General features: G+C 58.2%; 20 protein-coding genes and 1 tRNA gene. 12 read left to right on the top strand and 9 right to left on the bottom strand.

Translation table 11 applies throughout. The features are described from left to right. The first annotated feature begins 36 nt into the window (after positions 1-36). Positions 37-510, top strand: a complete 474-nt coding sequence (locus G3M56_RS06015) for a GNAT family N-acetyltransferase (RefSeq protein ID WP_164362837.1) — start codon at positions 37-39, stop codon at positions 508-510. Here G3M56_RS06015 and G3M56_RS06010 read toward each other — a convergent pair. Beyond that, the gene (locus G3M56_RS06010; RefSeq protein WP_164362835.1) at positions 470-1,411 is read right to left on the bottom strand and encodes an alpha/beta fold hydrolase; all 942 of its coding nucleotides are present in this window, start codon (positions 1,409-1,411) and stop codon (positions 470-472) included. The genes G3M56_RS06015 and G3M56_RS06010 overlap by 41 nt on opposite strands. A 204-nt stretch (positions 1,412-1,615) precedes the next feature. On the opposite strand from G3M56_RS06010, the gene G3M56_RS06005 reads away from it, so the two are divergent. From G3M56_RS06005 to G3M56_RS05985, 5 genes are all read left to right on the top strand, one after another. Continuing rightward, positions 1,616-2,335 (top strand): hypothetical protein, encoded by a 720-nt coding sequence (locus G3M56_RS06005; RefSeq protein ID WP_164362833.1) that lies wholly within the window; start codon positions 1,616-1,618, stop codon positions 2,333-2,335. Between the two features lie 15 nt (positions 2,336-2,350). Continuing rightward, positions 2,351-2,863: a hypothetical protein gene (locus G3M56_RS06000; protein WP_164362831.1), complete on the top strand. Its 513-nt coding sequence runs from the start codon at positions 2,351-2,353 to the stop codon at positions 2,861-2,863. Beyond that, a complete protein-coding gene (locus G3M56_RS05995) occupies positions 2,853-3,893 on the top strand; it encodes a hypothetical protein (protein WP_164362829.1) in 1,041 nt (346 codons plus the stop codon). Before G3M56_RS06000 ends, G3M56_RS05995 begins: the two co-directional genes overlap by 11 nt. 227 nt (positions 3,894-4,120) lie before the next feature. Continuing rightward, positions 4,121-5,173, top strand: coding sequence for a substrate-binding domain-containing protein (locus tag G3M56_RS05990; protein WP_164362827.1), 1,053 nt, complete (start codon positions 4,121-4,123; stop codon positions 5,171-5,173). Between the two features lie 119 nt (positions 5,174-5,292). Beyond that, positions 5,293-5,937, top strand: a complete 645-nt coding sequence (locus tag G3M56_RS05985) for a PEP-CTERM sorting domain-containing protein (protein ID WP_164362825.1) — start codon at positions 5,293-5,295, stop codon at positions 5,935-5,937. Between the two features lie 218 nt (positions 5,938-6,155). Here the strand turns inward: G3M56_RS05985 and G3M56_RS05980 are convergent. Both G3M56_RS05980 and G3M56_RS05975 read right to left on the bottom strand, forming a co-directional pair. Then, a tRNA-Val gene (locus G3M56_RS05980) sits at positions 6,156-6,230 on the bottom strand. A 302-nt stretch (positions 6,231-6,532) separates the two neighbouring features. Further along, entirely contained in the window at positions 6,533-7,675 is a 1,143-nt protein-coding gene (locus tag G3M56_RS05975) for a prepilin peptidase (protein ID WP_235203617.1), read from the bottom strand. A 72-nt stretch (positions 7,676-7,747) separates the two neighbouring features. On the opposite strand from G3M56_RS05975, the gene G3M56_RS05970 reads away from it, so the two are divergent. After that, complete coding sequence (locus tag G3M56_RS05970; protein ID WP_164362821.1) at positions 7,748-9,061, top strand: CCA tRNA nucleotidyltransferase; 1,314 nt, start codon at positions 7,748-7,750, stop codon at positions 9,059-9,061. A 453-nt stretch (positions 9,062-9,514) separates the two neighbouring features. Here the strand turns inward: G3M56_RS05970 and upp are convergent, their stop codons facing one another. Both upp and G3M56_RS05960 read right to left on the bottom strand, forming a co-directional pair. Continuing rightward, complete coding sequence (gene upp, locus G3M56_RS05965) at positions 9,515-10,153, bottom strand: uracil phosphoribosyltransferase (RefSeq protein ID WP_164362819.1); 639 nt, start codon at positions 10,151-10,153, stop codon at positions 9,515-9,517. Between the two features lie 14 nt (positions 10,154-10,167). Further along, positions 10,168-11,379 (bottom strand): uracil-xanthine permease family protein, encoded by a 1,212-nt coding sequence (locus G3M56_RS05960; protein ID WP_164362818.1) that lies wholly within the window; start codon positions 11,377-11,379, stop codon positions 10,168-10,170. Between the two features lie 416 nt (positions 11,380-11,795). On the opposite strand from G3M56_RS05960, the gene G3M56_RS05955 reads away from it, so the two are divergent. Continuing rightward, positions 11,796-14,036, top strand: coding sequence for a family 20 glycosylhydrolase (locus tag G3M56_RS05955; protein WP_164362816.1), 2,241 nt, complete (start codon positions 11,796-11,798; stop codon positions 14,034-14,036). A 124-nt stretch (positions 14,037-14,160) separates the two neighbouring features. On the opposite strand, the gene G3M56_RS05950 is transcribed toward G3M56_RS05955, so the two are convergent. Next, positions 14,161-14,679, bottom strand: a complete 519-nt coding sequence (locus tag G3M56_RS05950) for an AAA family ATPase (protein WP_164362814.1) — start codon at positions 14,677-14,679, stop codon at positions 14,161-14,163. A gap of 5 nt (positions 14,680-14,684) precedes the next feature. Beyond that, a complete protein-coding gene (gene pnuC, locus G3M56_RS05945; RefSeq protein ID WP_164362812.1) occupies positions 14,685-15,335 on the bottom strand; it encodes a nicotinamide riboside transporter PnuC in 651 nt (216 codons plus the stop codon). A gap of 427 nt (positions 15,336-15,762) precedes the next feature. Between pnuC and G3M56_RS05940 the strand changes: the two genes are divergently transcribed. Then, entirely contained in the window at positions 15,763-16,548 is a 786-nt protein-coding gene (locus G3M56_RS05940; protein WP_164362811.1) for a DUF1853 family protein, read from the top strand. Positions 16,549-16,592: 44 nt separating this feature from the next. On the opposite strand, the gene G3M56_RS05935 is transcribed toward G3M56_RS05940, so the two are convergent. Together G3M56_RS05935 and G3M56_RS05930 are read right to left on the bottom strand one after the other, a co-directional pair. Continuing rightward, complete coding sequence (locus G3M56_RS05935) at positions 16,593-17,156, bottom strand: CIA30 family protein (protein ID WP_235203615.1); 564 nt, start codon at positions 17,154-17,156, stop codon at positions 16,593-16,595. A 118-nt stretch (positions 17,157-17,274) separates the two neighbouring features. Then, on the bottom strand, positions 17,275-18,000 hold the full coding sequence (locus tag G3M56_RS05930) for a cupin domain-containing protein (protein ID WP_164362808.1): 726 nt from the start codon (positions 17,998-18,000) through the stop codon (positions 17,275-17,277). Positions 18,001-18,309: 309 nt separating this feature from the next. Here G3M56_RS05930 and rpoN point away from each other — a divergent pair, with 309 nt between their 5' ends. The 3 genes from rpoN to G3M56_RS05915 all read left to right on the top strand — a co-directional run bounded on the left by rpoN (position 18,310) and on the right by G3M56_RS05915 (position 21,420). Further along, the gene (gene rpoN / locus G3M56_RS05925) at positions 18,310-19,764 is read left to right on the top strand and encodes an RNA polymerase factor sigma-54 (RefSeq protein ID WP_164362806.1); all 1,455 of its coding nucleotides are present in this window, start codon (positions 18,310-18,312) and stop codon (positions 19,762-19,764) included. A gap of 116 nt (positions 19,765-19,880) precedes the next feature. Continuing rightward, the gene (locus G3M56_RS05920; protein ID WP_164362805.1) at positions 19,881-21,170 is read left to right on the top strand and encodes a peptidase U32 family protein; all 1,290 of its coding nucleotides are present in this window, start codon (positions 19,881-19,883) and stop codon (positions 21,168-21,170) included. A gap of 19 nt (positions 21,171-21,189) precedes the next feature. Beyond that, the gene (locus G3M56_RS05915) at positions 21,190-21,420 is read left to right on the top strand and encodes a ferredoxin (protein WP_164362803.1); all 231 of its coding nucleotides are present in this window, start codon (positions 21,190-21,192) and stop codon (positions 21,418-21,420) included. Positions 21,421-21,673 lie beyond the last annotated feature (253 nt).

Raw genomic sequence — 21,673 nt, 5'->3', positions numbered from 1 at the left:
GACCATTTCCTATCCTCGCCCCCAACAACCCCGACTATGGCCACATCCTCCGCTAAAGCCGAAGAGGCGATCATCACCGCCGCCACCCTGGACGACCTCCCGGAACTCGTCGATCTCTTGGTCGATTTGTTTGAACTGGAAGCCGACTTCGATCCCAACCCAGCAGCCCAGCGCAAAGGCCTGCGCCTGTTGATCGAAAACCCAAGTCGCGGGCGCGTATTTGTCGTACGTCATCAGGGGCGCGTGGTCGGCATGGCGAATGTTTTGTTCACCGTGTCCACTGCGCTCGGCGGGTTTGCCCTGGTTTTGGAAGACCTCGTCATCGCTCCACATGAGCGCGGCCACGGATTCGGCCACAAACTGCTCAACTACGTGATCGACTTCAGCCGCAAGAAAGAAGTCTCACGCATCACCTTGCTCACCGACCGCATCTCCGTCGAATCACAGAAGTTCTTCCAAGAGTTCGGCTTCACGTACTCGGAGATGGTTCCGATGCGTTTGCTTCTGTAACCGGCACCCACTGCTCCAGCACACTGCGCACCGCCTCCAACAACTGCTCGCGATGCGCGTCGCGATGCGGCTCGTGCAGCGCATCTTCCATCTCGTGGAAGCGCACGTCCACGTGCCCACCCGCCGCCATCTGGTCAACAAACTGGCGCGCCACTTCCACCGGGCATACCGGATCCTTCGCCCCCTGGGTGAAAACCAACGGCACACCCTTGGGCCACGCCGCCGGCACCACGCGCCACACCTCATCGGCAGCGCGCAGCAACTCCATGCCCAAGCGCATCGAAATCCATCGGTGCACCATCTCCTCGCGCTCGAACTTGTCCGCATCCGGATCCACATCCTCACGCATCTCAGGCGAATCGCCCACCTCCAATGCGTAACAATGGGACTCATCCACTCCGTTGGAAATGACCATCCGCGGGCACAACACATCGAGTACCCGCGCCATCGCCACCAACGCCCAGGGTTTGTTGTAAGAAGGATCCAACAAAGGCGAACCCATCCACACCGCCGCCGGACGTACCACGCCAGTCGCCACCAACCACGCGACCACCAGTCCACCCATCGAGTGCCCACCGAGCACAATCCGCTCGTCTCCCCCCACCTCGTCGGCCAATGTCTGCTCGCACCAGCGAAACAACGCAGCCAGTTCACCAAACGATCGCAAGTGACCACGCTTGCCATCCGATAACCCGTGGCCAGGCAAATCCGGGATCACCACCACCCAGCCGGCCGCCACCGAATCGGCAAACAACTCCACGTAACGGCGTGCATACTCGCCATGCCCGTGCACGAAAAGCCAACCTCCCCGCACCGCCACACCCGGCTCGGGTCGCAACGTGAGCACATTGGTTTGTCCATCCATTCCAGGGATCATCACGCGCTCACTGCTTTCGGTCATATCGCCACCATAGCGGAATCCTGCCACTCAACACAACCCATCGCTCACCGCACAGAAACAAAGCATCACATGACAAACAGTGAGCCATAAAAACCATAAATCATCGCCAATCTTCGAAATCGGCACGCCCGAAACCTGATACTGATACCGCAATGTCTCTCAACGGATTACAGAGTTTGCTCCATCCAACCCCATGCACACATCATGAACCGCAAACTCCTCGTCTCCTCGCTCTGCGCACTCGCCGCAACTCTCCCCGCTCTCGCTAACGACGGCTCCACCCAAGCCAATGACTGGGTAGGCAACCTCTCAGCCTCGGAAGACCGCGTCAACGTCGGCGACACCCCGTCGCTCACGTGGAATGTGAGCTACCCCGTGTCTCTCGACGACCTCATCGACTTCGAAGGCGACACGCTCGTCGCGAAAACCGACGTCCACGTCGAAGCCCGCATCGTCGGAGCCGGCTGGGGAACCGAGACCACCTTCTACTACGTCAATGGCTCGCTCCACAATGGCTCGGGCTGGGTCAATGTTTTCCACGGCAACCAGCCGATGGTCTCCCCATCAAGCGTGGTCTACGAGGACATCCTGGAGGCCGGAACCAGCATCAACGCCGCCGGCCGCGGTGCGCTGCGCACAGGACCGGATCCAAGTAGCTGGACCTCCTGGTACGTCTCCTGGAACACCACTCCCAATGTGATCGCACTGCGCGATGGCGACAAAGCACCTCAGATCGACCCCGCCTACGAGATCCAGCAAGGCGTCGAAGACTACCTCTCACCATACGTCAGCGCGGAAACCGGTCTCATCACTCTCGGCCCTCTCGATGTGATCTATCTCTTTGATTTCAACGACTACGACAGCCGTGGCTTCGACCTCCAGGATCTGGCCATCCTGCTCACCTTCTCGAAGAAACAACCGTAAGCCCTCTGCCCGACGATGCGCACCTCCCGCTTTCTTCCCCTTCTGCTGGCTGCCGCGGTTCTGCCCACCACCTACGCGGCCCCACAGCCTACCAAGACCCAGCTGGCCCACCAGACACTGGAAGCTCGCGCCGCCCATTTGGAACGAGTCCACAACACACAAAAGGGCTCGGCCTTCAATCCGGCCAAGCAAAACCAGTCGATGCTCAACGGGATGACCATCCTCAACGATGGCCAGCGCTGGACCGCAGTCCCCAAGAGCTCGGTTCTCTCCCAGCCCGAAAAGTTGGCTGACAAATTCCCGGACAAACCAAGCGGCGTCTACGTCACGTGGTCCGAGTTCCTGCGCTACAACCGCTCATGGCTCGGCAATTTCCCCGTCACCGTGAACAACATCAAAGGCAACAGCCCACTGAGCACCAGCCAACGCAAACACCTCGCCAAATCCAAACGGGTCGCCATCGCCACCTTCAACAACAACCCGGTCTCAGTCCTCCCCCCACGCGCCCACTCCTCCGATGAAAACTAATCCCCTCATCCCAAGCTCTCTGGTCCTTGTTGCTCTGTCCACACTGGCCGCATCCGCCAATACCGACAGCAAACACAAAAACCAAATCATCCAAATCCAAACCAACGAGTTCGGCGAAGAAGTCCGCGCGGCACTCAACGATCTGGGCGAAGCCGGCTCGACCAATGCCCCCCTCCCCATCCTCTACGGCGACGCCACCTTCGAACTCTGGTCGATCAACACCGAAACCGCTGAGCAAAAGCTGCTCGACACCACGGTCGTCAATGGCTTCTACAGCCCGGAAGTCGTCGTCATCACACCAGACCCGAACGACACCCCGACCAATCCCCGCACCCGCGTGGACAAGGGCTACTCGGTTCAGATCGACGGCATCAGCCCAGCCTACCACAGCGCCGCGGCCACCCAGCTCACATTGCTCTACAACAAGGAACCCTACCCCGCCGACACCTTCGCCCATCCGTCGGCCTACACCACCGACTACGCCGACGCCACAGACGTCTCGTCCGCCCTCTCGACCATGATGGCAAGCCCCGCCAGCTTCAGCTCGGGCTTCGTCAGCGACGACTGGGAACAAGTCGCGGGTACGGAAACCTTCAGCATCTGGAACCCAGCCACCGACAGCGCCTCCGCCACCATGGCAGACTCCCACTCGGTCCAAGTCTGGCCCGTCGCCAATGCATACTTCGAGTCCAGCGCCGGGATTGAAGGCGGCGAAACCTACCGACAGTTCGATCCCATTAAAATCAACATCGACAACCTCTACGCAAAAGACAACTGGAGCGTGGAAATCATCGATCCAAACAACAACGCCACCCAGATCCTCGGCGGCACGGTCATCGGTGACGCTCCGCAGTCCCGCCAGGTCCGTATTTCCAACCTCGGCAAATACCTCGGCGAATCCGGCCAGTACACCCTCCGCGTCACCCAACAGGCCGAAGGCCTCGACCCGGAGCCCGTTGAGCACATCGGAGTCACCTTCACCTACGACCGTCGCATCGTCGTCAACGCCCAGATCGGCACCTCTGAGTAAGACGCATTGAGCGGTCATCCCCTCCCTCTCCTCCATCCAGTCCGCCGATCTCCGTGCCCAGCACGTCGAGGTCGGCGGATTTTTTGTGTCTCCCCACCGGCAATTGCCCCCGTTTGCGCAGCGCTGACCGTTCATTTGGAATGAACCCACGCGATCTGGTACCAAATAAGAACCAGTATGTTTCGATTTCCGCGCCGGCCCGCCACACTCAAACTTCCGCCTCGCACATGCCCCTTCCTCAAAACAAGTCAGCTCAGGCCGCCTGTCTGATCAAAGAAATGATCATCTCAGGGGTCTACACCACCAGCTTACCAAGCGAGCGCAGACTCGCGGAGAAACTCCTCATCAGTCGCAATTGCGTCCGCGAGGCCCTCCATATCCTGACCGAAGACGGCACCATCAACCCACCCGATCGCTCACGCAGACGCGAGATCCGGGTTCGACCGACCTCGCCACACCCCAACGTCCCCAAGCGCTGCGTCGTCGTAACCCCAAATGCCGAACACCAATCCACCGAGCAATTCCTCGGCCAGCTCGCACGGCTGCGCCACCTCTTGAGCTCGAGCCAAATCACCGTCGATGTCCAAACTACCCAGGCCTTCCGCCACTCATCGGTAGAACGCGCCTTGACCGAACTGACAGAAGCAAACCCGAGTGTCATCTGGTTGCTCCACCAATGCCCACGCCCGATCCAGCAGTGGTTCCACGACCAAAAACAGCCCGCAATCATCTTCGGCAGCCGCTTTCCTGGCATTACCATCCCGTCCATCGACAGCGACCACTACGCCACCGCACATCACGCCACCTCCAAGCTACTGCGCATGGGTCACCGGCATATCGGACTCATTCTACCCGATGCCACCCTGGCGGGCGCCGGCCAGGCGGAATCCGGCTTCAATGACGCGCTCGACCAATCCTCCGCCTCCGCCGAACGACTCATCCTTCGCCATGGCTTCAATGTTCCGGAATTGATATCCAGCCTGAACCACACCTTCCGCCGCGATACACGCCCGACCGCACTTCTAATCCAAAACAACCACCACTTCCTGACCACCTTTTCCCACCTGCTCTCCATCGGCTGCCGCATCCCGCAAGACGTATCGCTGATCAGCATGGCGTATTCATCCGCCTATGACTACCTCAGCCCGTCACCCGCTTACTACACCACCGGGACTCGGATGATCCGCATGGTAGCCTCCGCCGTCGCTCACGCCACACAAAGCGACCGCCAATTCACGCCACTCATCCCGGAATTCGTCCAAGGCGAAACCGCCCGCTGATTGGTCCCCATTCAGAACCAGCCCGATCATTTCGCAACCATGTCCACCAGCCAGCTACAACATGATTGCCCGGCACCACCCAAATCACAGTGCCCGGCAACACACCAACTGGTAACGACATGAAAACAATCACACACATCGCACTAACGCTCTCCGCATCCATTGCCACCGCCTCCGCAGCGACCATCCTCTCAACCGGAGATCTAAACAACCCAACCGGATCCGACCGCGGCAACTGGCACTACCAAAGCGCGTCTCTCAACGACAGCGGCTTCACCACCAGCGGCGACGCCCTCACCGAATCGGTCGCATTGCAAAGCGTCTCGTTTATCCGCTACTCAGGCGGCGGCGCAACCACAGGCGACATCCACCTCGCCCTCCTCACAAGCCCCACCGACCTGACATCGGTCGTCGCTTCCTCGGTCAACACAATCGACGTCACCAACACAGCTACCAACGCAATCATGACGTGGAACTTCAGCGGAGAAACCATCTCAAGCTCCACCGAATACTTCTACGCTTTCTATTCCGACACCTCGGGAGACGGAACCATCGGCACAGGTGATACCGACGCCGATGCCCGCATCTGGAACATCGCCCCAGCCCCCCTCAGTGGAACGCTCCGCAACGCACCATCCGGCGGCATCTCCACCACAGGATCATCCGCCTACATGGAAATCAACGTCACTGCCGTGCCCGAGCCGTCATCAACAGCACTCCTCAGCCTGGGCGCTCTGACAGCCATCCTCCGCCGCCGCAAATAATACCAATTTGATCGCTCAATTGGCAGATCACCAAGCCGCCGGCTCAGCCGCGCGCTTGACCTCAACGCGAGAGCAACCGTAACAACCCAAAAGCCTGGAGGCAGGTGTGGATTCTTCCGCGCCTGCCTCTTTTTGTCGCCCGGGGCTAGTGGCACGGACCCAAGTCCCACCTGCCACAAAAAAACCAGCGACCGCCGGTGCAGTCGCTGGTTGTAAAATGGTGCGCAATACTGGATTTGAACCAGTGACCTCTGCCATGTCAAGGCATTGCTCTACCACTGAGCTAATCGCGCATTTGGGAAAATTTGCTTGTCCGGCCGCCGTGGCGATCGGGTGGGAATCTATGCACCACCCACGCGGAGTATGCAACGAGAAATTCTCTATTTTTCGCAGATTCCCGGAGCCACCTTTCGGCACCCCGTCCTCCCTGAAAATAAAAAAAGAAAGCCCGGTTGAACATTCTCAAAGGAAACCCCCAGAAACCTTTGAAAAGCATCGAACCGAGCTTTCTCATGTCCGCCGAAGCGGAGCTGGCGAAGGATACACCCTCAGAAAATGAATGCAAGACCTTTTGAGTCTAAAATTTCATTTTTTCTCAAAACCCACCGAACCCAGACCACTTCAAATACCCCTCAACCCACTCAGAACCAAAGAGTAACCACAACCAAGCCCCGATCACTAAATAAGGCCCAAAAGGAATACGTGTCGTCCACGCACGCAAACCAACCACCGTCAGCACCACGGAAAGCAAGGTGCCAATCAAGGACGCCGCCCCCACGGTGAAGAAGACACCCTGCCAACCGATGAAGCATCCGGCCATCGCCAACCACTTCACATCGCCAAAGCCCATCGCCTCGCGCGGGATCACCACATCAGCCGCCTCGCCGCGGATCGTCTTCACCTGGTCGAGCGGCCATTCGTCCACCGTTTCACCGTTCTTGCCACCACGCACGACACGCACCGAGTCCCAACCCAAATGCACGTCGACCTCCTGGTGGCTCACCGAGGAACCATCCGCCACGTCAAAACGTACCGCCGGAGAAGTCACCACCAGCCGGTCGGTCGGACGCGAAAACAACTCCTCCCACTCGTACTTCTCGTCGCCCAATGAGAAAACCGGCCCCTGCTCGCCATCGCGGGCCGACCACTTTTCCACCCCGTCCAGCTTGAGCCGCTTGCGTCCGAAGAGCTTCTTGCCCAGCTCCACCACGCCATAAAGCACGACATAGCCGGTCAATGCTCCCAGCGCACTCCACATCAACCCGCGGTACCAGATTTGCTCGTCAAACAATCCAGGGGCCAGAGCACCGGCCAGCAGCCCGAGCGGCACCGCGTTGATCGAAACCTGATCCGGGATGATGTAATGCTCCATGTCCACCCACAGGGTGACCATGCAGCACACAAAGAAAAAGATCAGCGCCACCGCCACCGCAGGCGGCCAGTGAAGCCAGATCGCCAGAAAGCCCAGCGCGGTGAACAACTCCACCAACACATACCGCACCGGGATCGGCGCCTTGCAGTCGCCACACTTGCCCCGCAACATCAACCAACTCAAAATCGGCACGTTACGCCACATCGGGATCGGGCTCTTGCACTTCGGGCAGAACGAGCGCTTGGGTTCGTCCACTTTCAGATCCAGCGGCCACCGGTAGATGCACACATTAAGAAACGACCCCACACAGGCGCCGATCATAAACGCCGCCAGGTTAAGAACTACATCCACAGGATTGCCAAGCATACCAACATCAACGAAGTTTCTCACCATTGTGCAACCGCGAAATCACGCGAGCTGCCATCCAATTTCCGCGTCATGACCGATCCTCTCCGCCAAGCCGCCTGCTCAGTCGTTGCCACCCTCACCGATGCCGGGTTCACCGCGTTCTTCGCCGGTGGCTGCGTGCGCGACCGACTGATGGGCAACCACGTGAAGGATTACGACATCGCCACCAATGCCACGCCGCAGCAGGTCGCCGCGGCCTTCTCCAAAGTGCGCATGGTCGGTGCCCACTTCGGCGTAGCACTCGTCCACTACCACGGCTTCGATTTCGAAGTCGCCACGTTCCGCGAAGACGGCTCCTACGGCGACGGCCGCCGCCCGGATAGCGTCTGTTATTCCACTCCGGAAAAGGACGCCCACCGCCGCGACTTCACCATCAATGGATTGTTTGAAAACCCAGCCACCGGCGAAGTGATCGACTTCATCGGCGGCCAACAGGATCTGGATGCCCGCACGCTGCGCGCCATCGGCGATGCCGAAACACGCTTCGCCGAGGATTACCTCCGCATGCTGCGCGCCGTCCGCTTCGCCGCCCGCTTCGACTTGAAAATCGAAGAGTCCACGTGGGTCGCGCTGCAAGCCCATGCCCCGCAGATCACGCAAATCAGCGTGGAGCGCATCTTCGCGGAAGTCCGCACCATCCTCACCCACCCCAACCGCGTCCGCGGCTTCGACCTGCTGGTGGAATCCGGACTCATGCAGCACATCCTGCCCGAAATCATCCAACTCCAGGGCTGCGACCAACCACCCGAGTTCCACCCCGAGGGCGACGTCTACCAACACACACGCATCATGCTCGACATGATCCCGGCAGACGCCTCGGAAGCGCTGGTCTGGGCCGTCCTGTTGCACGACATCGCAAAGCCCGCCACCCGCACCGTCGACGAGACCGGTCGCATCCGCTTCAACGGCCACGACCGCGTGGGCGCGGAAATGGCAGAGGAAATCCTGCGCCGACTCAAAGCTCCGAACCATCTGATCGACGCCGTGCGCCCGATGGTCGCACGCCACATGACCTTCATGAACGTGACCAAGATGAAGCGATCGACGCTGCGCCGCTTCATGGACGCTCCCACATTCACCGACGAAATCGAACTCCACCGGGTCGACTGCGCGTCGTCCAATGGCATCACCGAGAACTACGAGTTCGTCCTCGCCAAGCGCGATGAGTTCGCCAACGAACCAGTCGTCCCCCCACCTCTCGTCACCGGCCGCGATCTGATCGAGCGCGGCCACAAGCCCGGCCCCAACCTCGGCAAAATCCTCAACGAAATCCAAACCCTCCAACTCGACGGCCAACTCACCACCCGCGACGACGCCCTCGCCTGGCTCGACGCCAACGGGTAGTGCTAAGGCTCGCCGCCTCATCTCTTTAACCATCCACGGATCCGACAGAACATCCGGAGCCGATGGTCGAGGCTTTGTGTTTTTCCACAGATGGGCAGGATGAATGGGATGGAACGCAAGCGAGGTGCCCCGCATCGCGACAACAGGTCATCGCAGGTGGGGGCTTTTGGGGATCCGCAGATTACGCCGATTCCGCAGATTCAAAGCATCATGTGAATTCTGTCCAAGAGCCCCCCTCGGACTGCAGGTTTCCCATCCGCCCCCCAAACCCCAAGGAGCGCAGCGACCACTTTCCCAACCTAAAACCAGACAGCTCCATAGGGGCAGTCTCTCAACGACTCTGTGCTCTCTGAGTCCTCTGTGGTTCCAAAACAGACCTATCCGCAGACGCCCGCAATTCACATCATGTCCATCTTGTAAATCCTGTCTAAAAAAACAACCTCGCCCCGCCCCCTAATTCGTCCCAAACAGACGATCACCGGCATCGCCCAGGCCCGGAAGAATATAGGCATCCTCATTGAGCTTCTCGTCCAGCGCCGCAGCAAAAATCGGGACATCCGGATGGGCCTTGGCAAAGAGCTCGACGCCTTCGGGAGCTGCCACGAGACACATAAAACGGATATCCCGCGCACCACTCGCTTTCAGGAAGTCCACTGCAGCCACCGCGGATCCACCAGTGGCAAGCATTGGGTCCACCATGATGAAACTCTTCTCCCCCGGGTTGTGCATCTCATTCGTGTAATAGGTGACCGGCTCCTTGGTTACGTGATCCCGGTACATCCCCACATGACTGACGATGCAGTTCGGGATGAGATCCTGGATGGAGTCGACAAACCCAAGCCCCGCACGCAGGAGCGGAACAATCACCAGATTCCGATCATCGATCTTATGGCACTCGGTTTTCTGCAGCGGCGTCTCCACCTCAACCGCTGTGAGCGGAAGATCACGGGTGATCTCGTAGGTCAAAAGGGCACCCACTTCGTCGATCAAGGCTTTGAACTCGCGCTTCGATGTCGACTTGTCCCGGATGTAAGTCAGCTTGTGCTGAATCAACGGATGATTGGTAACGGTGAGCGTCGGAAACTGTTTCATGGTTGTATTCCCTGTTAGTCGTTATCCGGATTGTCCGGAAGAATAATGTGGAGCACGAGGTTGCTGATCATCCCCACAAAAGCCGCAAGACCGATCCCCTTGAGTGCGACACCCTGCACATTGACCTCAACCCCAGCGAGCCCCGTGACAAGAATCAGCGTCACGATGATTAGGTTCCTACTGTTGTTAAAGTCGAGCCTGGAGTGAGCGATGGTACGCATCCCGATCGATGCGATCATCCCGAAGAGAATGAAACTCACCCCGCCCATCACGGCCACCGGCAGCGTTTTGAGGAATGCTGCAATCGGGCTGAAAATTCCGAGCACGATGGCAAAGACGGCAGCCAATCGAATGATCGCAGGGTTGTAGTTTTTCGTCACCGCGAGCACGCCCGTGTTTTCAGAATAGGTGGTGTTGGCAGGCCCACCGACAAGCCCGGCAAACATCGTCGCAAGACCATCGCCCATAAGGGTTCGGTGAAGGCCGGGCTTCTTCATGAAATCCTTACCCACGACAGCGCCATTCGTAGTGATGTCGCCGATGTGCTCCATAAACGAAACAATCGCGATCGGAGCCATCGTGAGGATCGCCTCAAGCTGGAACTTGGGCAGCACGATATCCGAAACATTCATAAAGATCCGCTCATTGCTGGTCAGTGCGGTGAAATCGACAATGCCGAACGCCATCGCTGCCAGGTACCCCACGAGGATTCCCACCAGAATCGGAACGAGCTTGAAGAACCCTTTCACAAGCGTGGTCATCGCAATAATCGTCGCCATGCTGATCAGCGCGACCGGCCAGTGGGTGGATGCCATACCAACCGCAATCGGCGCGAGAGAAAGCCCGATCACCATGATCACCGGCCCAGTCACGACCGCTGGAAATAGCCTCCTGATCAAATCGATTCCAGCGAACCGAACCATCTGCGACAGGAGAAGGTAAATAATCCCGGTGAAGAACACGGCACCGATCGCATAGGGCAGGTTCTCTCCCCCTTCACCGGCTATGGAGATGATCGCTCCAATGAAAGCGAAGCTCGACCCGAGAAAGACCGGCACCATCCCACCAGTCACCGCGTGGAATATGAGCGTTCCGATCCCGGCGGAAATCAGCGCGATCCCCGGGTTAAGCCCGGTCAGCGCTGGGACGAGCACGGTCGCTCCAAACATCGCGAACACATGCTGAATCGCGAGCACCGCATTTTTACCTGATATGTCCTTCACCATACTTTTCTTCGTTCACTGCCTCGCGGCGCCAACCTCATCACACCGAAATCCAAGCCCCACAACCGGGGACCCACCAACCACCAAAAATCGCCGTAACCACTTCATAAAGAGCACATTCGTTACATTCAGAAACTCGCAAGCCCTGGCCCAACCGCAGCACTGATCGGCCGGCACTCCCGCGCCCCCCTTATTCCGATCTTACCGGTCACAGTCATACCTCCATCTACGCCCGCCACCGACACGCTGACGCACCTGATGCCCCCCGCTGATACCCAGTCCTTCCCACTGATCCGGGATGGGGATCCCCCCAAACCCGCAACGCATCCTCTATCAGCCGCCCTCAATTAGCCATCTAATCGAAAAAATACGAAGGATCCCCCCCCGCTCTGCGTACTCCCGCCACCCCAAGCTATCCCATGAAGCAATTACTCATCCTCTCAGCACTTCTCGGCTTTCAACTCCCCCTCTCTGCAGACACCCTCTCGCTGATCCCTCAGCCCAACGAGATCAACTTATCAGAGAACAGACTCCAGCTCGGTGACTCCCTGAAGATCACCTCGGAAATCCCCGAACTCGCCACGCTCGTCGAGTTCTGCCAGCAGACACTCAATTCAAAATACCCCACTGCTAGCCAAGGTGATCACCCCACCCTCATCACCTTTCGGCAGGCCGCCGATGGCCACAAACTCGGTGATGAAGGCTACACGCTTGAAATCAAAGCGGACCAGCCCATCACTATCACAGCGGCAACTCCAGCAGGCTTCTTCTACGGCTTTCAGACTGTGCTACAAGTCCTCCCAGACTCCATCGAGGGCACGGATGCATCGATCCAAACCTTGAACATCACCGACCAACCACGCTTCAAGTGGCGCGGGATGCATCTGGACGAATCCCGCCACTTCTTCGGCAAGGACTTTGTAAAGAAATACATCGACCTGCTGGCAGCCTATAAGATGAATGTCTTTCACTGGCACCTCATCGACGACGGAGGCTGGAGACTCGAAATCAAAAAGTACCCCAAGCTGACAGAGCTTGGTGGGTTCCGCAAGGGATCGGGCCAAGGCTGGCGGGTCACTGAGTTGGCGTTCCCTAAATCGATGGAAGAACGGGACAGCACCGAAGTCTACGGCGGCTATTACACCCAGGACGATGTGCGTGAAATTGTCGCCTACGCGAAACAACGCAACGTTCGCGTCATCCCTGAGATCGAAATGCCAGGACACAGCCTGCCGGCAATCTCCGCCTACCCAGAGCTGGCTTGCGGGGGGGACCTCGTATCAGATGGCGAAAACTGGACACCATCCAAACAAAACTCCTACTGCGCTGGGAAAGAATTCACCTTCACCTTCCTCGAAGACGTCCTCAAGGAGGTCATGGAGCTCTTCCCAGACGAGTACATTCACATCGGTGGCGACGAAGTGGTCAAAGCGTTCTGGAATCAATGCCCGCACTGCCAAACGAAAATGCGTGAGCTTGAGCTCAAGAATACCAATGACCTCCAAAGCTACTTCATCAAACGCATGGAGAAGTTTCTCAACGCCCATCAAAAACGCCTCATCGGATGGGATGAAATCACCCATGGCGGACTGGCACCCAACGCCACTGTCATGTTCTGGATCGGCCTGAACGCCATCCCTGAAACCGTAACGAAAGGGCACGAGGTCATCATGACCCCGATGAACCCATGCTACTTCGATTTCGCTTACGCAGCGAACTCCACAGAGAGCGTCTACCAATGGGATCCAGTACCCGCACAATTCCGCGGTACCCGCTTTGAAAAGCAATTTCTCGGCGCCCAAGGCAATGTCTGGACCGAGTGGATGGAAACCACCGACCGCGTAGAATACATGATCATGCCACGTATGCTCGCTATGGCTGAAACCCTCTGGACCGAATCAGAGCACAAAAATCTGAGCGCTTTCCAACACCGACTCAATAACCACTACGCCGCACTCGATGCGCGCGACATCCACTACCGCATGCCGGTGCCCCAGCCAAATGCATCCACCCATATCTTCTCCGGCAGCACCACGGTCACTTTCCAAGACCCGCCGGCCGGATTCCGTGTCCTGATGACAACCGATGGCTCGAAACCAACCCTACAGTCCACTCCCTACACACAACCAATCGAGGTCAGCGAACAAACCACCATTCGTGCCGTACTCGTTAAGGGCGATCGTATCAGCGAGGAAACCGTGATCAACTGCGCACAGTTCGTTCCCACACCAGCAGAGGACCGCAGGCCTGGACTCATCAGTGAATACGTTGAGGGGAACTGGCAAAGAATCCCAGACTTCAGCACCCTCGAAAATGTCACATCCTCTGTGATCCCGGCACCTAGCCTGGACATCAGAAAACGCGACGACCACTTCGCCTGCCGCTTCACAGGGTATATCGAGATCCCAGAGTCCGGCTTGTACACCTTCTCCTTGGGTAGCGATGACGGCTCGATACTGAAACTTGGAGAAATCACGGTCGTCAACCACGATGGCCCACATGGCTTCACCACCAAGTCCGCCAATGCACTCCTGGAAAAAGGAATCTACCCATTCGAAGTCTCGTACTTGGAAATCACCGGCGGACAACAACTCGAAGTCTCGATCACCCCACCCAATGGCGTGAAAACCCAAATCCCAGCATCCATGCTCTCACACTAGGATCCTCCTCTCGCCCCCGATGACGTGCCCCGCACTCATCGGGGAGGGACTGGGGAATCGACCACGGAGGATATTGCCGGCCACCTGTTCAAAAAATACGCTTACCCCGCACTGCGCCCATATTTCACCGGAGCAACTTCCTGATCGCTTCGTCGGCGGATCTGAGGCGGGCATCGCCTGAACCACGCACAATCTCATAGGGGCGCCCAAGTCTCTGGATTTCGCCCAGATGCCGCTGAAAGAGGTAGTCACGGTTATCCGGGTTCTCGCGCAAAGGGTCCGGCTCCCATGGCAAATCCGGAGCGCAGAGTAGATATCGGTGATGGGCTTCATTTCGGATTCCTTGTGTAATCTCATCCGGACAGCACCCGAAGACCTCATCGGCCCAGATCTTGAAATTGATCAGATCCGTATCAAAGAGGCCAAGCCGGGCGGACTCAGGAACCTGTTGCTGTTGGTACTCCAAGTGCTCGCGCGCGATGGTCTGGAGTATTTCCAGATCATAGTCCGGCCCATACGCCTCCAAATAGATGCGCGCATACTCCAGAGCCATCGGAATCTGCAGTGTGTCGGCCAAGTAGCGACACAGTGTCGTCTTCCCTGAGGATTCGGGCCCGGTGATGACTATGCGTGGAAATACCATCCCTCCTATTTCCCTTCCTGTAACTGCTTACGCGAACGGTGCCATTCAACCCATCCGTAAATCCCCAGGATCAGGAAAAAGCCATATTGAACGGAGTAGATCGGCGCATCCTTGACCCAGTAGATGTGAATACCGAGGCAATTCACAACGAGCCAGAGCACCCAGTTTTCCATCCGCTTTCTGGCTTGGAGGAATTGGGCAAAAAAGTTGAGCACGGTGGTCGTGGAGTCACGCCACAGCAGCGCGGGCTCGGGAATCCAACTCACATTCCGCGCCATGGCTGAGATACCAAATGCCCACAGAACGATGCTGCCGAGCGCACAAGCGACGAGTATCCCTTGTTTCTTCGCAGGCATCCACGTGGGATGCAGCGGAGCGCCGGATTCCGAGTCACCCATTTTCCATTGAACCCAACAGTAAATCTGAATGGGGATGTAGATGAGATAGAGAATGCCGTCGGAAACCAATTGCCATTGGGTGAAGCAGAGCCAAGCGGAGATCGCCGCCCAGACAATCCCCAGCGGCCATCCGAGTATGTTCTGACGCGCGATCAGAATGACCCCGAGAATCGCCGAGACAGTGGCAATGATCTCCAACCAGGTAGAGCCGAGGACAAATTGCCATTCGATGGCGGCGAGTGTTAGTGTCTCAAACATAGTCTATTACTCCGGGGGAAGACCGGAGGATGAAGGTGCACCAGCTCGGTCGATTTTCAAAATAGAGCTGGTCATGAATGGCACTAACTTAAGCCTCGGCGTCGTCAATTCCGCGCTGAAAGCGCGTCTCATAACAGCCTAGGGTCAGCGAGCCTCAGGCGAGCGCCACCCTAGGTAAATACGCCCCCCGGCCGAGCGTGCGATACCGCCAAGGCGCAGCACCCTCCCCGATGGCCGCTCCCGACACGACCTGGCACCTTAAGTTAGTGCCATTCGAGCTGGTCATAAATCTCCCGCTCACCACAAGAGAGAACCGCATCCCCACCCGGCATAATGCGCTGCGCTCCCTTCCGACCTTCCCACCCCTACTTGCCAGCGTGTGGCCTGCTCGCCCACAATAGAGAATCCACACCAGCATTTCAGATAGATGCCCACTACGCTCATCCTCCACGCACTCTGCAACTCACCGTTGCTCATCAAGCACCTCCCCGAGGCCAGCTCGTTCGATCGTGAGCCCTTGTCTCCCGCGGAGGTCAGCAGCCCTCTCAACTTGGATCAAAAACTCGGGCATCTGTACGAAGATGCGCTCGCTCTCCTAATCCAATCCTCGCACCGTTACGAGCTCTTGGAGCGCAACCTGCAACTCCAGAGTTCCATCCATAAAACCCAGGGCGAAATCGACTTCCTTCTTCGAGACCATGCGTCAGGCCGGCTCATCCACCTCGAACTTGCGGTCAAATTCTACCTCGCCGTCCAATCACCCGACGGACTACTCCTCCCCGGCCCCGATGCCAGGGACAACTTCTTCAAGAAGCTCCACCGCCTGCGAAGCCATCAGCTCATCCTTACCAAAAAGTACCGAGATCACCTTCCCGCCAAATACCGCAACGAATCCATCGCCCCTCAACACCTCATCCTCGGCGCAGTCTTCGATCACATCACATCCGGGCACCCAGCCGAAGCCGAGTTTTTGAGCCATGGCGCACGCCGAGGCCACTGGCTCCGCCAATGTGAACTCATCACGCATTTCCCCAACCGACACATCCAAACCATCCCCAAACACCTCTGGCCCGTGGAAACCTCCCAACTCCCATCGCACCTCCTCCACCCATTCTCCAACGACTCCCCACTCGACCGCTGCCTGCTCCTTAAAATCCAAGATCACCCACACCCCATCTTCCTCACCCCCGACAACTATCCGCAATCCAGCTAGGGAATCTGCCGATACCCAGGCACCCACATCATCAACAAGCGACCTCAGAAGCTCTTCATCCAATCTACCTTCAAAGAAAAGGGACCTTCCTTCTTATCGCCCAGCAAGATTCCAATCTGAGTGATCTTGGAAAGATCCAGCTCAGGTCCCTCGAGCAACCTGCCTCTCCAGCTCGGAACCATATTGACGAATGGGACATCGACCTCAGTCCACTCTCCTTTTTGCGGCGTAAACTCCGCCTTGTAGGCAATGCGGGATTGTCTGAATCGAGCATCGGTGCTGACGCGCAGTTGGTAGGTTCGGCCATCCCCAAACACCCGCAGCCTGATCCCCTTGGTCCCGCTGAGATCCGCTCGATAGTTCTGTGTCCGCACCGAAGCGAACCCTCCGTTATTCTCCAGCGAAAGAGTTCCTGAAAAATGCATCACCCCGGCCTTCATCCGGGCTCCTCCTTGCGAAAGCCCTCCCATCACCCCGTCATTGACTGCCGACCAACGAGGCCCATCCTGATCCGACACAAAGTCGAGATGCAGCTCCTCAGCTGCCGCAACCGCCCCAACGGACAAAACCAGCGCCCAACCAACCGCTTTCGAAACACCGGACATCATCGAGCAAGATCTCCCTCCTCTCTCTTCTTGTCAAACCAGCCCTCGCATGAGCAGCCTTCCTGGGAACGCATCCAGCACATGCGGGCATCTTCGTTCCGCCACCGCATCTTTCCGAAGCTTATCTCACCTGAGCTAGGAAGTCTTTGCCCTGTCCTTGATAGGGCTCGTCATCGACAGCGAACCAGCGCGAGCGCTTGGAGCGATCCTCATTGTAAGGTGGAGTGAAGATGTCCACGAGTTGGGTCAACTCGCGCGCTTTAAGACGATGGATATTGCTCTCCTTCGAGGTCAGCGTGGAGACATGGCTCTTCTTCAGACGAGTATGCTGAACCTCACGCAAGAGGACGTGACCGGGCTCGGGTTCCTCACCCACCAGGTCATAATTCCAGACGTCGACCTCACCGGTGGCGCACAGGAGCACTCCGGTCATTTCAGGGTGATCATGGCAGTCGATCTTTTCGCCTTTCTCGAACTGTAGGAACGAGACTTGGAAGTCCTCGTTCTTTTCAAGATGATCGAAATCAATGCGACCGTTGCCAATCCCCTTTTTGGCCTTTTCAAGAGCCAGGATCAGACGCTCGTCCTTGAGGTCTAGGCGACGGGCCAACTTGGCCATCTCGGCAACGTAAGCCCTCTCGTCCCAGCGGTCGAGGTGCTGCTTGGCAGCTTCCTTGGCGATGGCCTCAAGAAAGGCATCCCAATGTATCGGAGCCCCTGGCGGAACCCGCCCCTCAAATGCCTGAGCCCGCGTCGCAAGCGCGGTGATGGTGGGCAGAGCCAGAGTCACTCCCAAAAATCCGGATAGGCTGGTCCTGATGAATGCGCGGCGCGAGTAGTCTTCCATGACGTCGAACCAGCGGAAAAGGGCAGCCTTTCAATCTAAAATATTCTTTCCAATCAAGCATCCCCCACGACACGAGAGGTCACTTCATATTTCCGTTAACTTCGCGATCTAACTCTCGCTTCCACCGACCACGCCTCAAATCCATGCCTGACCGAGTGTCATGATTAAATGGCGCAACACTCCCAACTCTCCCCAAAACCTTGAGGCGGGGCAACGTGACTTAAGGTCGGCAACAAAGCTCCACAGCCCCCCATCCATCTGGCACAATTCTTGCTTGAACGCCTATCAGACAGGCTCAATAGTCGCGCTGTGAGCCTCCCACCGACACACAACTACCCGACCGGTTCGTCTCGTCCGGCCTTTGGTGTGTCGCAGCATCAGGAGATGGGATTGCAGCAGAGGCTGTCGCCGCAGATGCGCCAGAGTCTGGACATTCTGCAGGCTCCCGCGCTGGAACTGCGCCAGCTCGTGCAGCAGGAATTGGAGGCCAACCCTACCCTCGAGGACGATACCGCAGACACATCGCTCGACGCGGCGGAAGAACAAGCCGACGAGCGCGACGACGACTTGCGCGAGCTGGAACAATGGGACGAAGACCTGCGCGAGGAACAAATCCTCAGCGGCCAGCACATCGGCCGCAACCGCGAACACGAAGACCTGGTAGACCACCTCTACGACTCCATCAGCTCACCCGAGTCGCTCGCCAGTCACTTGCAACAACAGGTGGCCATGACTCCGCTCGATCCAGAGAGCCGCGAAGCATTTGACCTGCTGGTAGCCGCCCTCGACGAACGCGGCTACCTCACCATCAGCTTGGAAGACATCGCGCTCGACAACCTGTTGCCTCTCGATGCGGTGGAGACCGCCTACAGCACGCTGCTGACGCTGGATCCGGCGGGAATAGGCGCGCGCGATTTGGCGGATTGCCTCCTCATTCAGCTCGAACGCCGGGGCTACACCGGCTCGATAGCCGCACAAATGGTCGAGCATCACTTCGATGCGCTGACCCGTAACAAACGCCCGGAAATTGCCAAAGCGCTCGGGGTCACGGTGGCGGACGTCAACACGGCGGTAGAACTCATCGCCACACTCACGCCGCGCCCGGCCGACTCGATGAACGACCAGACCGCGCGCTACATCGACCCCGACCTCACCATTCTACCAGACTCCAAGGGCGAGTTTCAGATCACGCTGAACGACGCATCGATGCCGCGCCTGCGCATCAGCCGCTATTACAAAGATCTGATCGCGGAGGCCTCGACCAACCAGGAAGCGCGCACGTTCATCCGCGAGAAGATTCGCTCGGGCAAGTTCATCATTCAGTGCATCGAGCAGCGTCAGGAAACGCTGCGCCGGATCGCAGAACAACTGGTGATCCACCAACAACCCTACTTTGAAGGCGGATTCTCAGAGCTCCGCCCGCTCACCATGCAGCAGGTGGCCGATGCCATCGGCGTGCATGAAACCACCGTCTCGCGCGCCATTAACGGGAAATACGCCGTGACTCCGCATGGCATCGTCGAGCTGCGCCGCTTTTTCACGGCAGGCTTCCAGTCGTCGCAGGGCGAAGGCGTGGCCAATACATCGGTCAAAGAACGCATCGCCGAACTCGTCGCCGCAGAAGATCCAGCCAAGCCGCTCTCCGACGCCAAAATCAGCCAACTGCTCGAAGCCGAGGGACTCAAAGTGGCGCGCCGCACCATTGCCAAGTACCGCGACGCCCTCGGCATCCCGCCGACCAATCTGCGCCGCCAGCACGGCTGACCGCGTGGATTTCCCCACCAACCAGCGTGCGTCGCGGCCCGGCCTATGCGGACCAATGATGTCCCGCCGCACTCATTATTTGGCACATTGGCAAAATTGAAGCATCTTTGCGCCCCATGACTGACGACGTGCCTACCGAACTTCTCGCCCCAGCCGGCTGCTATGCATCGCTGCAGGCTGCCATCGACAACGGTGCCGATGCCGTGTACTTCGGGCTTGCCCAGCTCAACATGCGCGCACGCGCACGCCGCAGCTTCCACCTTGAAGACCTGCCGGAAATCGTCCGCATCTGCAAAGAGGCCAACGTAAAGAGCTGCCTCACCATGAACACGCTGCTCTATGAGCACGACCTCAAACTGGCCCGCAGCATCCTCGAGCGCGCCAAGGAAGTCGGCTGCGACGCCGTGATCGCCTCGGACATGGCTGCCATTCAGATCGCCAATGAGATCGACCTGGAAGTCCACATCTCGACCCAGCTTTCCCTTTCCAACTACGATGCGGTGAAATTCTACGCGCAGTTCTGCGACCGCGTGGTGCTCGCCCGCGAGCTCAACCTGAGCATGATCCGCAGCATCTGGGAAAAGATGCAGGCAGACGACCTGCGGGGCGTGGCCGGCCGTCCGATGGAGATTGAGGCATTCGCCCACGGCGCACTCTGCATCGCGGTTTCCGGCCGCTGCGGAATGTCGCTCTACAACTCCAACGCATCCGCCAACCGCGGCGCCTGCGAGCAAAACTGCCGCAAGGAGTACATCGTCAAAGACGTCGACACCGGCAAGGAAATGCTCGTCGACAACAACACCGTGATGTCGCCAAACGACATCCTCACCATCGACTTCATCGACGAAATGATCCACGCCGGGGTGCGTGTGTTCAAGATCGAGGGCCGCGGCCGCGCGCCGGAATACGTCGGCGCTGTGATCAAAGCCTACCGTGCCGCCATCGACGCGGTGGAGAATGGCACATTCACCAAGGAGTTCGCCAAGTCGCTCATTCCATCGTTGGAAAAAGTCTACAACCGCGGGTTCTCTTCCGGTTACTACCTCGGCCGCCAGCAGGGCTGGTCCGGTAGCGGCAACAGCAAAGCCACCCACCGCAAGGTGCTGGTCGGCAAGATCACCAACCACTACCAAAAGGCTGGCGTGATCGAAGTCGCCCGCGCCGCAGCCGACTTCTCAGTGGGCGACGACTACGTCATCATCGGCGACGAAACCGGTGCCGTGCGTGGAGACGTTCCATCGCTGCGCTACGAAGCCGAGGGCGGCGAAATGATCGACTGCACCACCGTCAAGCGTGGCTCTACCTTCACCATGCCGCACGACGGCAAAGTGAAGCGCGGCGACATGATCTACAAGATGGCTCCAGTGGCTCCACTGCAGAACAAGGTCGGCGTACCATCGCTGTAACGTTCACTCTGCCCCGTCCATGATCACGCTCCGCCACAAACCCAGCGAATGCATCGGCTGCGACCTCTGCGCGCAGACCGCACCCGAGTATTTCGAAATGGACGAGTTCGGCATGGCCCAGCTGATCTCCGTCGAGCGCAGCTCCAAGGTCTTCAATTACACCACGGCTCCTGACATGGACCTCGATGTCCTGCAGGAAGCCGAAGAAGGCTGCCCGGTGAACATCATCGCCGTAAACCCGAAAGGGTAAGCACAAGACCAGAATTCTCACAACAGGCCGAACCGAAATGGTGCGGCCTGTTTTGCATTCACGAAGCGCCCCCGACCTCAGCCCACCTCCTTATCTTTATCCTCTTCGTTATCCTGATCCTCTCGAGCGTTAACCATACCGACAAGGCACCCCATCGCTAGCAGCCAGACCTCGCTGGTCAGTCGGCTTTCCTGCCGACATCCCCTACCCAGAGCGAAGCGACCACTATCCCTCTCCTTTGCGTCTCCGCGTC

Source organism: Sulfuriroseicoccus oceanibius, assembly GCF_010681825.2.
In the GTDB taxonomy this organism is placed as follows: Bacteria; Verrucomicrobiota; Verrucomicrobiia; order Verrucomicrobiales; family SLCJ01; genus Sulfuriroseicoccus; species Sulfuriroseicoccus oceanibius.
This window is presented reverse-complemented; position numbering and strand designations above follow the sequence as displayed.